At 62.3% G+C, this 13,550-nt stretch carries 11 protein-coding genes and 2 pseudogenes; 8 read left to right on the top strand and 5 right to left on the bottom strand.

All coding sequences use genetic code 11. The features are described from left to right. The first annotated feature begins 28 nt into the window (after positions 1 to 28). Positions 29 to 1,189, top strand: coding sequence for a hypothetical protein (locus F561_RS0103330; protein ID WP_019008524.1), 1,161 nt, complete (start codon positions 29 to 31; stop codon positions 1,187 to 1,189). 771 nt (positions 1,190 to 1,960) lie between these two features. Beyond that, positions 1,961 to 2,230, top strand: coding sequence for a hypothetical protein (locus tag F561_RS0103320; protein ID WP_157451518.1), 270 nt, complete (start codon positions 1,961 to 1,963; stop codon positions 2,228 to 2,230). A 52-nt stretch (positions 2,231 to 2,282) separates the two neighbouring features. On the opposite strand, the gene F561_RS0103315 is transcribed toward F561_RS0103320, so the two are convergent. Continuing rightward, positions 2,283 to 2,603 (bottom strand): cyclic-di-AMP receptor, encoded by a 321-nt coding sequence (locus F561_RS0103315; protein ID WP_019008521.1) that lies wholly within the window; start codon positions 2,601 to 2,603, stop codon positions 2,283 to 2,285. A 226-nt stretch (positions 2,604 to 2,829) separates the two neighbouring features. On the opposite strand from F561_RS0103315, the gene F561_RS24670 reads away from it, so the two are divergent. The 4 genes from F561_RS24670 to F561_RS0103270 all read left to right on the top strand — a co-directional run bounded on the left by F561_RS24670 (position 2,830) and on the right by F561_RS0103270 (position 7,223). Then, on the top strand, positions 2,830 to 3,357 hold the full coding sequence (locus tag F561_RS24670) for a single-stranded DNA-binding protein (protein ID WP_083922276.1): 528 nt from the start codon (positions 2,830 to 2,832) through the stop codon (positions 3,355 to 3,357). 314 nt (positions 3,358 to 3,671) lie between these two features. After that, positions 3,672 to 3,989, top strand: coding sequence for a hypothetical protein (locus F561_RS0103305; protein WP_019008518.1), 318 nt, complete (start codon positions 3,672 to 3,674; stop codon positions 3,987 to 3,989). Positions 3,990 to 4,782: 793 nt separating this feature from the next. Further along, positions 4,783 to 6,480 (top strand): UvrD-helicase domain-containing protein, encoded by a 1,698-nt coding sequence (locus F561_RS27690; RefSeq protein ID WP_083922275.1) that lies wholly within the window; start codon positions 4,783 to 4,785, stop codon positions 6,478 to 6,480. Between the two features lie 65 nt (positions 6,481 to 6,545). Then, positions 6,546 to 7,223 (top strand): hypothetical protein, encoded by a 678-nt coding sequence (locus tag F561_RS0103270; RefSeq protein WP_157451517.1) that lies wholly within the window; start codon positions 6,546 to 6,548, stop codon positions 7,221 to 7,223. A gap of 37 nt (positions 7,224 to 7,260) precedes the next feature. On the opposite strand, the pseudogene F561_RS0103265 reads toward F561_RS0103270, so the two are convergent. The 4 genes and pseudogenes from F561_RS0103265 to F561_RS0103255 all read right to left on the bottom strand — a co-directional run. After that, positions 7,261 to 8,871: pseudogene (locus F561_RS0103265) on the bottom strand (Tn3 family transposase); the annotation flags it as partial. A gap of 6 nt (positions 8,872 to 8,877) precedes the next feature. Further along, positions 8,878 to 9,279 (bottom strand): annotated as a pseudogene (locus F561_RS30690) (DUF4158 domain-containing protein); the annotation flags it as partial. A gap of 4 nt (positions 9,280 to 9,283) precedes the next feature. Continuing rightward, positions 9,284 to 9,841 carry a recombinase family protein gene (locus F561_RS0103260; protein WP_019008509.1) on the bottom strand — a complete coding sequence of 186 codons (558 nt, stop codon included), beginning with the start codon at positions 9,839 to 9,841 and terminating at the stop codon, positions 9,284 to 9,286. A gap of 222 nt (positions 9,842 to 10,063) precedes the next feature. Then, entirely contained in the window at positions 10,064 to 10,957 is an 894-nt protein-coding gene (locus F561_RS0103255; protein ID WP_019008508.1) for a LysR substrate-binding domain-containing protein, read from the bottom strand. 80 nt (positions 10,958 to 11,037) lie between these two features. Between F561_RS0103255 and F561_RS0103250 the strand changes: the two genes are divergently transcribed. Together F561_RS0103250 and F561_RS0103245 are read left to right on the top strand one after the other, a co-directional pair. Then, the gene (locus F561_RS0103250; protein WP_019008507.1) at positions 11,038 to 12,177 is read left to right on the top strand and encodes a TDT family transporter; all 1,140 of its coding nucleotides are present in this window, start codon (positions 11,038 to 11,040) and stop codon (positions 12,175 to 12,177) included. An 85-nt stretch (positions 12,178 to 12,262) separates the two neighbouring features. Further along, positions 12,263 to 13,546, top strand: a complete 1,284-nt coding sequence (locus F561_RS0103245) for a molybdopterin-dependent oxidoreductase (protein ID WP_019008506.1) — start codon at positions 12,263 to 12,265, stop codon at positions 13,544 to 13,546. The last annotated feature ends 4 nt before the right edge of the window (positions 13,547 to 13,550 follow it).

Raw genomic sequence — 13,550 nt, 5'->3', positions numbered from 1 at the left:
ACGCATAATGCAGGGGAGGACAAACCCTATGCGCGATTTTCTGCCCCCAACGCTTCGATTTATTCTGGAACAGCAAGCGCGTCGAGACCGGCTGCTGCCCGCCCAACAGCTGTTGAGGCTCTCAGGGTTTCAGAGCCTCCGTTCGCCCGCTGACTCGTTTTTCAGGTCTTTGCCCAGCACCTTGACAACCCAACAGATGATCAGCGGTCCTCGTGGGATCGGAGCCTCGGTGCGGTCACCCGTAGAGGACTTACACAAACAGATGTTGCCAGCGATGAGTTCGAGCTTCGGGACAGACAAGCTGTTGCGGCATGTGCTGGGTACGCCGTTATTTGCATCGCTGCCGCAACGTCAAGGAAAAAATGTGTCAGCTTGGCACAGCATTGTTCGTACGGAGACGCTGGTGGGGCGACGTCTGTTATGGGCGACAGATTTCACGCCTTATGCGTTGAAGTTCGCGGTTCAGGGCACCGTACAGTACGACCGGTTTTTGACGCAGCAGCGGGAGCAAGAGCAGGAGGTTAATGCTCAGACGGAACAGGTGGTCAAACTGTTTCTCGAGGAGGGTTGGTACATCCTCCCCGTGCTGCTCTATTCAGATTTCCTGCTGCCCATCACACTCTCGCGTGCGGCGGAGCAAGGATTTGATGCGGCCAAAAACGTGTTAATACAAGCCATTCAGGAAGTGCAAGTGGATTTGCAAGGCTACATCTCAGAAAAAATTATGGCGTTAGGTCTCCCAGAAGAACGGGCACTGGAGCGTCGCACATCTGTAGAAAGCCAGTTCACTCTGGCGTGTGAAGGAAAGCACGTCGACAACGTAGCCTCGTTTATGATTGGCGAGGCAGAAGGTTTGTTCAACGATGTGACTGCGCGGTTTGGCCTGGAAAAGGCTTGCTTCTACACGAATGACCAGGCAAAGATCCAACATCGTACAGAGGTACTTGACGGCTGGCACAAACGAATCAAGGACGGCCAGCAACTTTTTGATGAGGAATTCACGCGCAGGCAGTACAAGATGTTTACGCGCACACGATCGAAAGTTGTGCCTCAGCGCGATCAGATTCAACATGGTGAACTCGGCTTTCGAAAGCAACAGCATGCGCTGTGGGCAACAACGTTTCTGGTGCTGACCTTAGACTATTTGAGCGCGCTGACGAAGCTGAGTGCTGAGCCAGCAGAGCTGTAACTGGACAAGATGTGACCCAGCAGGTGCTCTCCATCGATCAAAGGTACGCTGACCGTAACCACTGATCAGGTGTGGCCCTGTGAGGGCCATGGCGACAAATGTCAATCCTGTCGCAAGTACGTTCTACGGAAGAGAACTCTCTCAACCCACTCCCATTGAACCGGGCCAAGCCAATCCGGAAGAGAGTGACGCGCGAGGAGGCGAGCGCCCGGAATGCTCAAAAGTGGAATACGCGTCAACGCGCCGCGCTGCCCTTGTTCGTGCACGCTGGACTGGAAGATCATCTCGTCCAAGTAGGCGTCTTGGTCGACCGAAGCCCAGATCATCAGCTGCAGCGCGTGGCGGACTTGACTGAGCGTATGGCAGAACTGCATGAGGCGTGCCGGGCACGAGCAGAGACATGGCGCCAGGTGTTCAAGACGCAGTGCCCGGAAGCGTATCCAGAGGCCCTGTGGAAGCTACGTTACCTTCGACTGAAATTTCCCAGCATGCGTTCTCCGGTCTCGACGAGTGATTTCTGGTACACGGCGCTCAGGCGTGCATTGTCAGCGGAAGCGTTTCTGGCCGTCTTGGAAGAGCACTGGCCAGCACATGCGGCGGTCTTGAAACACGGCCAGAGGGTGCAAGCCAAAATCGCCCGCCAAGCAGCGTTAGGGCAGAGCAATTCGTGGTTCCCGGACGGCCCCCCCTTGTGAATCTTGAAAACGCTCCGTACGATGCGCGGGGATGCGTACTTACCCTGAAGCCCGGCCCCTGACTGGCCTGCCGACCTTGCTGATTGTGGCTTCTTTGTTGATCATTACGGCTGCGGGGACGCAGATGCCGGGCTGGGCACAATTGATCCTGGCGTTCGGGATTGGCTTCATTGGCTTGCCGAGTGCGTTGTTTCTTCCGATGCTGATGTTCTGGCTGGTTCGGGATACGCCCGAGCAACGCGCAGAGTTCTTCCGCTCACGCAGCCGCAAGCACACCATTCATGCGTTTGCGTTGATGTGTGCCGTCACGCTGGTCTTGGCTTTCTTCCGCAATTCCGTCTCTTGATCCTTGTGCACTTGGGGTCAGCGTTGGTGGCGGGCGTGCGGTCCCTGTGTCGTTAAAATTTGACGAACTCTTGCACGCCCATCACGAACAGGACGGCGCCGCCCACAGCCACTTGCACGGGATTGACTGAGCCTTCGCGCTGCTCGTCTATGGGCCCGTTGTGCGTCACGAGACGGGTGTGGCAGGTCTGTTGGACATGCCGTTGTAACTCGGCCAGTCGTTCGTCGGTGACGCCGATCATGAGGGTGGTATTGCCTGCGCGCAGGAAGCCGCCAGTGCTGGCGAGTTTCGTGACGTCAAAGGCATTGGCGGACAGGACCCGAACCAGTGCGGAAGCATCCGCGTCTTGAATCACAGCAAGCACGAGCTTCATGAGGCGCAGGATAGCAGCGCGACCGTGAGGGCGGCGTCATGAGCGCGGAATGGTGGAACAGCTCCAACTGGTCGTCCGTCAGAGGCCGCGTTGATCGCTGAGGTCAAGGCGTTCAAGCGGCGCCTGAACGATCATCCACAGGACGCCGGTATCACCAGGAGTGGCCCGCGCCCAGTGGGGCACGGGCAAGCCTCGCGTATCCCAGATGGGGAGAAGCGAGGGTGTGATGACAGAAAAGAGTGTTGGGGAAGGGCAACCAGTCAGTTTGGTCGTGGTGGATGAGATCGGCACGCACATCACGGTGTCTGCGGCGGACTTGACGGAATTGCGGGTGTTGCAGCGGCGGTATGGCGCGCAAGGCTACCGGCCAGCCGGGAACGTGCCAGCGGGGGGTTATCAATTGCCGTATGACCTGCACGACACGTTCGATTGGTCACTGATTGGGGCACGGCCGTGGATCAGTCCGGAGGGTGACAAAGGCGTGTTTCATGACGGGCATTTCTATAAGCAACGATTGCTGGAGCCGGTGGATTCACGAAAAATGAAACTACCTGCGGCGATCAAGTACAGCCGGGGAGCCAAGAACACCGATGCAGACGACGTGAAGGAGAAGGCAGAGGGAGAATTTGAGTACCGCTCGCTGATTGTGTTTCGTGGGCGAGGGTTGGTGCGGCCAGAGTTTCAGTTGCCGGGGCGGCGACGGCACACATTGGCGGTGCAGGGCACGGAGATCGAAGAAAACGCTGCGGATTAAAGCAGACCAGAAGCGTGGCCGGGGGTGATGCCCCGGCCTTGTTCGTTTGATCTGTAGGGGAAGCCCTATGGCAAAGGAGCAAACGCATGAATGCAGCAGAACTGTTATGGGAGCGGGCTGTGTTAGCCGTGCGGTTGATGCGGGGCGTCTGCTGCATGTGCCAGGGAGCGGGGCGTCTCGGGCATTTGTGTCAGTATGCAGAACTGGGAGAAATTGACATATCTGTCAGTGCAGACCAGCAGGCTTCAGGAGTTTCAGTACTTCAGAATGTCAATTGACAGCTTTGTGGTGAGGAGCTAGAGGTCGAGAATGCCATGAATCACGAACAACTCTTTCTAATAATGGCAGGAATAGGGCTTCTTGTTGGGATCGTAATGGCTGTGCACCGGAAAGCTTTGATCCGTCACATTGTGATAGCAGTGGCACTTCAAGTCATTACGTTCTATGCGATAGCCATCCTAGATGCATTGACGCAAGGCAATTTTTTTATATTTAGTGCATTCTTGGCTATTCCATTTGCGCTTTATTTCGGACGATATCTTTGCAATTTGCTGCAAACTTATCTCTTTATTTACGCTGTTTTCTACATCTTTCCTGCACTTTTAATTTTCACTGGAAAATTCTATATTTAGAGCGTTAGTTAAACAATGAGAGTGCGACCAAAATAGGACTTCGTGCAGCTGCACGAAGTCCTATTTTCTCTGAACAGGAAATACACCTATTTTGCCCGTCAGAACGACCCGCGGGGAACCTCAAGCGCAAGGTAGGGAACTGGAGAACGCAACGGATTAAAGGAGACCAGAGACGTGGCCGGGGGTGATGCCCCGGCCTTGTTCGTTTGATCTGTAGGGGGAGTCCTACGGCGAAGGAGCACGCGTATGGATGCAAGAGAACTGTTAGTGGAGCGGGCGGTGTTGGCGGGGCGGTTGACGCGAGTGGAAGCGAGACAACTGGTCGGTCGAGAAGCGGAAAAGATTCTCACGACCTTAGTGGAGGCGGGGCGGTTGTTGCATGTGCCGGGGAGTGGTGCATCTCGGGCGTCGCGGTCGGGGCATTACGTCCCAGTGCAGCACGGGCAGGTCCCGAGTGGGGAGGTCTTGGACCAGGCGGCGATGGTGTTCGCGGGGCGGTGGGGAACGCTAGCGGCCTTTGTGGAGGTGTGGGGGGGATCACGCATGGAGGTGCTGGGGGTGTTGCTGGGATTGCGGGCACAGGGGCGGGCGAGGGGTGGCTCCGTGGGAGCCACGTATGTGTTTCAAGTGGAGGAGGTTACTAGAGGAGTAAGGATGGAAGAAACCACCCTCCCCGTGCTCTCCCCTCCCCCACTTCAAGTTCATCGCTGAGCGCAAGCAGAGGCTAACGCCAGCACAAAAACAGTAAACAGGTCAGTCATGAATTCCAAAACAAGAAAGCCAATCCACACCCATGCGCTTTATTCCCTCAATAACTCCCCGCGTCACCCCCAGCCCCCTCACCATCCACGTCAAGGAGTCCCCACATGACCATGACCCCCCTCCTCCTCGCCCCCACACCCAACCGCAACCGACTCACTCCCCCTACCAGACCGCCATCCTCCACGCCGTCCAACACCACACCCACTCCATCACCGTCAACGCCACCGCCGGCAGCGGCAAAACCACCCTCATTCAGATGATCGCAACATTGTTAGACGAACAACACCTCGTTCAACCGAGTCAACCCGTCGGTGTACTTTCCTTTAATACCCACATTGTCAAACCCCTGCGTAAACTCGTCCCAAAACAGTTCGACGTCCGCACCGTCAGCTCCCTCGGACACCTCATCTGCACTAAAAATCTGCCAAAACTCACCTTCGAGCCCGACAAGTACAAGGGCCTGATCACTGAACATTTACAGAACAGTCGCATTGCCTCTCCCGCCGCTCGCCGAGAACTCCGCGAGCGCCTGAACGCCACCCTTGACCTGCACGTCGGCCATGGTCTCGGGCTCGACACTCCCCTCAGCGACTGGGCCGAACAACTCAACGATGTGGACGCCCCCATCATCGGCGCCGAAGACACCCTCTACCAGCTCACCCACCGCATTCTTCGCCAAGGCCTGCAACAACTCCAGCAACACCAGGTCATTAGCTTCCTGGATCAAGTTCTCGCCCCCACTGTCTTCGGCTGGCGACTCCCTGACCCGTACGCCTTCCTCCTGGTCGACGAACTCCAAGATCTGAGTCGCGCCCAGCTCACCTTGCTCCAAGCCGCCACCAACGACACCAGCCGCCTGATCGGCGTCGGCGATGGACATCAGAGCTTGTATGCCTTCAACGGTGCAGATGCCCACAGCATGCAGCGCTTTACCCAACTGTTTCACGCCGTCACCATGCCCCTGTCCATCTCCTACCGCTGCCCCACCCGCCACGTGGAACTCGCCCGGCCTTATACCACGGCGATTGAAGCGGCCCCACACGCGATTGGCGGCACCCTGGATGACCTCACCGGCGAAGAGTTCGAGCACCGCGCCCAGCCCGGCCACCTCGCGCTGTGCCGCACCAACGCCCCACTGATCGACTGGTGTTACCGGCTGACCGCGGCGGGCGTGCCTGCCCTCGTGCGCGGCCGCGACCTCTCCCGCAGTCTCGTCGTCCTCGCCCGGGACGCCGCCACCTGGGATGGTCAGAAGGCCCGCCGAGATCAGGTCAGCGATGGACTCAGCCTCAGCACCTTCACCTCGAACCTCAATGCCTACGCTGACCACCTCGCCCGCCACCTCACGCACGAGGCCGAACGCGACGGCCGCGATCCTGACCTCCGACTTGCCGGCCTCGCCGACCGCATCACCGCCCTCAACCTCGTCCGCGAACGCAGCCAGGCTCAGACGCTTGGGGAACTTACCACTGCCATTCGCAGTCTCTTCCAAGGCGACCCTGAGAAGTGCGTCGTCCTTTCAACTGTTCACCGCGCCAAAGGCCTCGAAGCCGACACCGTTTACATCTTGGCCCCCGAATTGCTGCCCCACCCCAGTGCCAACACTCCGCAAGCCGAAGCCAGCGAAACCTGCGCGCAATTCGTCGCATTCACCCGCAGCAAGCGCGCCTTGTACTTCGTGGACGCTCCACAGAGCCGCATCCCGGAATATCTGAGAGCCACGGCGTAGCACGGGCAGGACTCACGTCACCCCGAACGCCCTCACCCTTCAGTTGTGTCCTCCGGAGGTACCCCATGCACCAGCTCCCCATTCCCCCCAGCGAAGTCCGCCCGACCGCCTCGTTCGACAGCGGCAACACCCAAGCCCTCGTCACCCGCCTCCAGCGTTTCCTGGAAAGCCTTGAACCACCGCTGCACCATCCCGAACACCCAGATCTCCTGCCCGGCGAACACCCCGAGCACGCGTATCTCGCCGGACATCTCATGCTCCTCGGCTTCCAACTGCTCTTAGTCCGGCGGGAAAGCCCAGAATCACTGCGACTCCTCCAGGACGCCGCCTTTACCCTGACACGATTCCATCTCAAGGCCCAGGACTTCACGTTCACGCAAGCGGCCTACGACATCAGTTCGTTTTATGGCTACCTCCCCACTCATGCGGCACACCTGACCTGGAACGATCTCCCACACGCGATCCGCATGATGCACAGCACCGCTCAGCACGCGGGCCTCCCCCTCGATCTCACCTGGCTGCCCGGTGGACTCGCGCACCGCCTCATCCCCCCCACCAGCACGGCCGCCAATCCGCTGTGCCCACCCCCGCTTGACCTCTGCCCTCCACGCACGGCCTGTCCCGCGCACCAGTCCCGGGAAGCCGATCTGCTCTCCCACTTGCCCACCGCATTTCAGGTTCCAGGAGACCGCGAGGAAGCGCTGGCCACCCTGCTCCTGCTGCACTTGAATGCTGGGGTCTGACTAGCGAAGGAACAGAAATCCGCCCTTGGGTTCCAGATCACAATTCAATCTGCTCAAGGTACGCCTGCACGGTGTCAGGATCACGCAGGGGACGCAGTTGACCTTGGGCAATCTCCTCTGGCAGCTTGAATTCGTAAGTTCCCAGCATGCGGATATGCCCATGCAAAAGCGGCGTCAGGCGGGAGATGTCCCGCTCGTTCTCAATCTTCCCGGCCTGTCTCAAGTCGTCCAGGGCAACGCCCATATACCGGGTGTTCCATAGCACGATGGCATTGACCACCAGCCCCAGCGCGCCCAGTTGATCTTCCATCCCTTCCCTGTATTTCTGCCGCAGTTCGCCCTTCCGTCCGTGGAACACAGCCCGGCCCACGCCGTGCCGCTGTTCGCCCCGATTGATCTGCCGCAGGATGCGCCGCCGGTACGCCTCATCCCCGACGTAGTTCAGCAGGAACAGGGTCTTCTCGACGCGGCCAAACTCAGCGATAGCCCGTCCCAGACCCGACAGGCTGCCGCCGCGTTGCAAGGTTCGCATCACCGCCGTGGCTTTGACCTTGCCCAGCTTGAGTGATCCAGCCAGGCGCAGCATGTCTTCCCAGTGGGCGGCGATCAGCCCCTCATCGACGACGTGGCGGCTCAGGTCATCCAGCGCGCCGTAATCGGCCTCGCGGTCCAGTCGCCAGAAGCGCTGATCGGGCAGATCGGCGAGCCGGGGGCTGAAGCGGTAGCCCAGCAGCGCGAACAACCCGAACACCACGTCGCTGGAGCCGTGCGTATCGGCCATAATCTCGCGGGGGTCAAGGCGGGTCTGCTGTTCCAGCAGGCCTGCCAGGATGAACAGCGAGTCGCGCAGCGTCCCCGGAATCACGATGCCGTGAAAGCCGGTGAACTGATCGCTGGTGAAGTTGTAGTACGTCACGCCACGCTGGGAGCCGAAATACTTGCGGTTCCATCCGGCGTGCAGGGTCCTCACTGGCACCACAAAGCGTAGCCCATCGGCGGATGCCACTTCACCTCCGCCCCAGGTGTGCGCCAGCGGCAGGGCGAACTGGGCGTCCACCAGGCGGGCATTGGCCGCCGTGATGGTCTCAGCGCGGACGTAGTTCTGCTGAACCCATGACAGGCGCGACAGGGTGAGCGCCTGAACCTCTGGCGCGGCCACCGCCGCCAGACCGATGTTGCACGCTTGGGCCAGCAGAACCGCTGTGACACTTAAAGGCAAGTCCCGCAAGGTGGAGGTGCCATCGGTGACGTGGGTAAAGGCATCGGCCAGCCCCGTAAAGGCATGCACTTCCAGCAACAAGGCGGCCAGCGGCACGGCGGGAAGACGCTGGGCCACCGCCTGCTGAAGCCGCTGAAGGCTGGGCGGATCAGGGGCTGGTTCCAGAGGCGTCAGGCGTAGCCGGGTTCCACCCGGCTGCCCATCCAGTTGCAAGGCCGTGTTTTGGAGCAAGGTGCGCTCCACCTCGCGGTAGGCACCATCCAGCTCAAGGCGCAGACGTTCCAGCTCTGGTTGGGGGTCCAGCGAACGGTTCAGGGCGCGGCATACATCGTTGCTCACGGCGTCCCAGGCGACTCCATGTAACAGTTCAGCGCGCGGATCGCCGTAGCGGTCACTGCCGGGTGCAAAGACCTCACGCCGCCGCAGCGCACTCAGTGCCAGTTGAGCGTACAGCCAGCGAATCAGTCGCACGGCCTGCCCGCCGTCAAAGTCACAGTAGCCCAGAGCAGCCACGATGATCCGGCGGTGCTGGTAGCGGGTTTCCTCGCGCAGGGCGTAGCGGGCGATCACGCGGGCGGGCAGATGAAGTTGATCAGCGACGTGGCGGACCACGATGGACGGCACCTGCACAGGGTTGGGCAGGAATGAACCGAGAAAGCGCAGGGTGCAGAGCTGCACGGCAAAACCGAGCTGGTTGTGATCGCGGCGGCGTTCGGCAATCAGGGCCAGCTCGGCTTCGCTCAGGAAAAAGAAGTTGCTGAGTTGTTCGGGGGTGGGATCGCCCGCGTAGCGTCCGTACTGTGCGGCCTGTTCGTCGCTCAGAAACTCGACGGGCATCGCCTTAGCTCTGGCGTTGCAACAGTCGGGTAATGGTGCTGGGATGGACGCCGAACAAACGGGCGCACTGGGCCGCAGTGCGCTGCCCAGACCCCACCGACTCACGAATGTCCTGCTCCTGGTGCGGCAGCAACTTGCGCTTGCGCCCACCAACGCGGCCTTCCAATCGGGCCTGTTCCAGCCCTGCATTCGTTCGCTCGCGGATCATGGCCCGCTCAAATTCGGCGAACGCTCCCACCATCTGCATCATCATTCGGCCTGCGGGCGTGGTGGTATCTATGGCCTCAGTCAAACTTCGGAACCCCACGCCTTTCTCTCCCAGCAGCTCCATCAGGTGCAAGACATCCTTGAGGCTGCGGCTGAGGCGATCCAGTTTCCAGACCACCACCACATCTCCGGCGCGGAGCTGATCCAGCATCTTGTGCAGCTCAGGACGGTCCCAGCGGCCACCAGAAGCATGTTCGGTAAACACGCGCTCTGCTCCTGCCGTCTTCAATGCACGAAGTTGTGCGGCGGTGTCCTGCTCATTTTGTTTACTGACGCGGGCGTAACCGACTTGCATGGAGCCTCCAGTGTTGCGAAAACGTGTTGCCAGTGTAAATCATTGTGCAACAGAGTTTCGCAAGGCGGGGAGGCTGTCGGGATGGGAGCAGCCAATTCGTTGCGTTATCGGGCGTTTTTGCACGCCTCGTCCCGGATCATTCAGATGGCTCTTCCTCTCTCAGACCTCCGCAAAAGGTTGGCTGACAGGCGGGGCCGAGATCTGGGACTCCCCTCCCCTCCCTCATCCGGCGGGTTCCAGGAAAGTCACGAAGACCTGCACGGCCCTGGACAGCAGTTCAGTGGGCGCGCCCACCACGTCCAGCCGGCGGTTCAGGCCGGGCAGTTCCAGGGGCGGACTGGCCAGCACCCCCGCCGCCACCTCCCGCCGGACGATCAGTTCCGACATGAACGCCGCCCCCAGGCCGCTGATCACCGCCTCCTTAACCGCCTCGCTGCCCGTCAGGGTCAGGACCTCCCGCGTCTGAATGCCCGCTCGCTCCAGCGCAGAGCGCGCCACTTCACGGGTTCCTGATCCCGGCTCCCGCCAGACCAGCCCCAGCCCACTCAGGTGCGCGGCGTTCAGCGCCGAATGCTGGGCCAGCGGATGCTGCGGGGCCAGCACCAGCCGCAGCGTATCCTGGGCGAAAGTGCGCCGGATCAGGTCGGCAGGCAGCGTTCCGGCCACCCCCTCGATCAGTGCCAGCTCACAGGCCCCGTCCAGCAGCGCGGCCAGCACCTCCCCGGTGTTGCCCTGCTGCACGCGCAGGGTGACCCCCGGGAAGCGGGCGTGGTACTGCGCCAGCACCCCTGGCAACAGGGCTGCGGCGATGGTGCTGCTGGCGGCGATGTTCAGCGTGCCTGTTTCCAGGCCGCGCAGATCGGCGGCGTAGCGCGTGGCCCCGGCCAAAGCGCGTTCAACGGCCACCGCGTGCGGCAGCAGGCCCTGGCCCGCCGGGGTCAGCCGGACGCCGTAACGGTGGCGGGTCAGCAGCGGCTCGCCCACCGCCTGCGTCAGCAGCTTGATCTGGCTGGACACGGCGGGCTGCGTCAGGTTCAGTTCGCCCGCCGCCGCACTTAGATTTCCGTGACGGGCCACCCGCACGAAGGTCAGCAGATGATCGGGATTCAGGGGCATGATCCAGATATACACCAAATTTGGGTTGCTATAGCGAATGGCTATTTGAGTTTATAAAGAGGCGGGCCTACGCTGACGTCATGATTGCCCACCCTTCCGCACCAGACACTTCCAGAACTGCTGCCAGCGACGTGCTGCGCGGGCTGACCCCCAACTGGTTTACCGCCAGCATGGGCACCGGCATCGTGTCCCTGATGCTGCCCCACCTGCCCCTCCCCGGCACAGCGGCGCTGGGCGAGGGCCTGTGGATCTTGAACATGCTGATCTTCGCCGCGCTGACCGTGCTGTCGCTGGCCCGCATCCTGCTGCACCCGGCAGACAGCCGCGCCACCCTGCTGCACCCGGCCCAGAGCATGTTCCTGGGGGCCATCCCGATGGGCCTGGCCACGATCATCAACGGCCTGATCGTCTTCGGCGTGCCGCGCTGGGGCGTGGACGCGGCGCTGCTGGCCCGTGACCTGTGGGTCTTTGACGCCGCGCTGTCGGCGGCGGTGGGCCTGCTGGTACCGTACCTGATGTTCACCCGCCAGGACCACGCGCTGGAACGCATGACGGCGTTGTGGCTGCTGCCCGTGGTGGCCTCGGAAGTGGCCGCCGCCAGCGCCGGGCAGATCGCGCCGCACCTGGGCGTGGCGGCCGCCACGCCGCTGATCTACGGCGGCTACGTGCTGTTTGCGCTGTCGGTGCCGCTGGCCCTGATGATCCTGACCGTGTTCGTGCTGCGGCTGGCCCAGCACAAGCTGCCGGGGGCCGAACTGGGCGTGAGCATGTTCCTGCCCCTGGGGCCGCTGGGCACCGGCGCGCTGGCCCTGCTGCAACTGGGCGAGGCCGCCCCCCGCGTGCTGGCCGCGCAGGGCCTGGGGGAACTCGGCCCGATCCTGACCGGCGCGGGCCTGCTGGGCGGACTGGTGCTGTGGGGCTTCGGAACGTGGTGGCTGGCGCTGGCCACGCTGACCACGCTGCGTTTCATCCGGCAGGGCCTGCCGTTCAACCTGGGCTGGTGGGCGTTCACCTTCCCGCTGGGCGTCTTTACAGCCTCCACCTTCAGCCTGGGCAGCCTGACCCACCTGGGCTTTTTCACGGGCCTGGGAGAAGTGTTTGTCCCCGTGCTGGCGGTGCTGTGGCTGCTGGTCACGGTCCGCACCGCGCACAGCGTCTGGCGTGGGGAACTGCTGGGAAAGGTGCCCGCCCTGCCCACCACCGGCCTGCCCCACGTCTGAATATCGCGTCTGAAGCCCTGTGAACGCCGCTTCTGAAGCCCTGCACCTCAGCCTCTCCCCCCACCCCGTTCCAGGAGGTCCACGTATGTCCGATTCATCTGCTCCACTCACCCGCCGCGGCGCCCTGAGACTGCTGGGCACCGCTGGCGCCGCTCTGACGCTGGGCCGCAGCGCCCTGGCCCAGCAGAGCCTGCCCAGCGCGCCCGCCCCCACCTTCAGCGGTCCCGGCCCCCTGGACGCCTGGAACGGTCTGGGGCCGCTGATCGCCCTGCCGCAGAAGGTGCCGCTGATCCGCCTGGTGGACCGTCCACCGCTGTACGAGACGCCGCGCAGCTACTTTCAAGGTGCGTTCACACCCACCGCCGCGTTCTTCGTGCGCACCAACCTGTCGGGCTTTCCGGCCAGCGTCGATCTGGGCACCTGGCGGCTCAAACTGAGCGGCAACGTGAACAAGCCGGTGTCGCTGAGCCTGGCTGAGTTGCTGCGTGACTTCGAGGCGGTCAGCGTGAACGCGGTGATGCAGTGCACCGGCAACAGCCGCGCCCGCTTCCAGCCGCGCCGTCCCGGCGGGCAGTGGGGCAACGGCGCGATGGGCTGCGCCACCTGGACCGGGGTGCGCCTGCGGGACCTGCTGGACCGCGCGGGCCTCAAACCCGGCGGCGTGCAGGTGCAGTTCCAGGGCCTGGACACCGGGGCAGGTGCGCCCGGCAGCGGTGGGGCCAGCTACCAGAAGAGCCTGAACCTGGACGATCCGGTACTGGACGAGTGCATCGTCGCCTACGCCATGAACGGCCAGCCGCTGCCGCTGGTCAACGGCTTTCCGGTGCGGCTGGTGGTGCCCGGCTACTTCGCCACGTACTGGATGAAGACCCTGAGCTTTATCCGGGTGCTGACCCAGCCGGACGACAACTTCTGGATGACCACGGCGTACCTGCAACCCGACAACGCCCGGGGGAACACGACGCCGCAGGCGGTCAAGGACAAAACGGTCAAGCTGCGCCCGGTGGGGAGTATGCCCGTGCGCTCGTTCATCGTGACCCCGGACGAGACCGTCAAGGTGCCCGCCGGACTGCCCATGACCGTGCAGGGGCTGGCGATGAGCGGGCGCGGCAAGGTCAACAAGGTGGAGGTCTCCAGCGACGGCGGCAAGACCTGGAGCGCCGCGAAGCTGGGCGAGGACCACGGGCGCTACGCCTTCCGCCCCTGGACCTTTGCGTGGACGCCCAAGAAACCCGGTCACTACACCCTGGCCGTGCGGGCCACCGACACCAGCGGCGGAAATCAGCCGGACGGGGCCATCTGGAACCCGTCGGGCTACCTGTGGACCACGGTGGAGCGTCAGACGGTCACCGTGGGCCAGGCCGGTTAAAGGA

Origin of the sequence: Deinococcus aquatilis DSM 23025, assembly GCF_000378445.1 — a bacterium.
GTDB lineage: Bacteria > Deinococcota > Deinococci > Deinococcales > Deinococcaceae > Deinococcus > Deinococcus aquatilis.
This window is presented reverse-complemented; position numbering and strand designations above follow the sequence as displayed.

Bases quoted from the DNA above. Each gene is read 5' to 3' on its own strand.
- F561_RS24670 (WP_083922276.1), top strand. From the start codon at position 2,830: ATGACAGAAAAGAGTGTTGGGGAAGGGCAACCAGTCAGTTTGGTCGTG.
- F561_RS0103260 (WP_019008509.1), bottom strand. From the start codon at position 9,841: ATGCAAGTCGGTTACGCCCGCGTCAGTAAACAAAATGAGCAGGACACC.
- F561_RS0103305 (WP_019008518.1), top strand. From the start codon at position 3,672: ATGAATCACGAACAACTCTTTCTAATAATGGCAGGAATAGGGCTTCTT.
- F561_RS0103250 (WP_019008507.1), top strand. From the start codon at position 11,038: ATGATTGCCCACCCTTCCGCACCAGACACTTCCAGAACTGCTGCCAGC.
- F561_RS27690 (WP_083922275.1), top strand. From the start codon at position 4,783: ATGCGCTTTATTCCCTCAATAACTCCCCGCGTCACCCCCAGCCCCCTC.
- F561_RS0103330 (WP_019008524.1), top strand. From the start codon at position 29: ATGCGCGATTTTCTGCCCCCAACGCTTCGATTTATTCTGGAACAGCAA.
- F561_RS0103255 (WP_019008508.1), bottom strand. From the start codon at position 10,957: ATGCCCCTGAATCCCGATCATCTGCTGACCTTCGTGCGGGTGGCCCGT.
- F561_RS0103245 (WP_019008506.1), top strand. From the start codon at position 12,263: ATGTCCGATTCATCTGCTCCACTCACCCGCCGCGGCGCCCTGAGACTG.
- F561_RS0103270 (WP_157451517.1), top strand. From the start codon at position 6,546: ATGCACCAGCTCCCCATTCCCCCCAGCGAAGTCCGCCCGACCGCCTCG.
- F561_RS0103315 (WP_019008521.1), bottom strand. From the start codon at position 2,603: ATGAAGCTCGTGCTTGCTGTGATTCAAGACGCGGATGCTTCCGCACTG.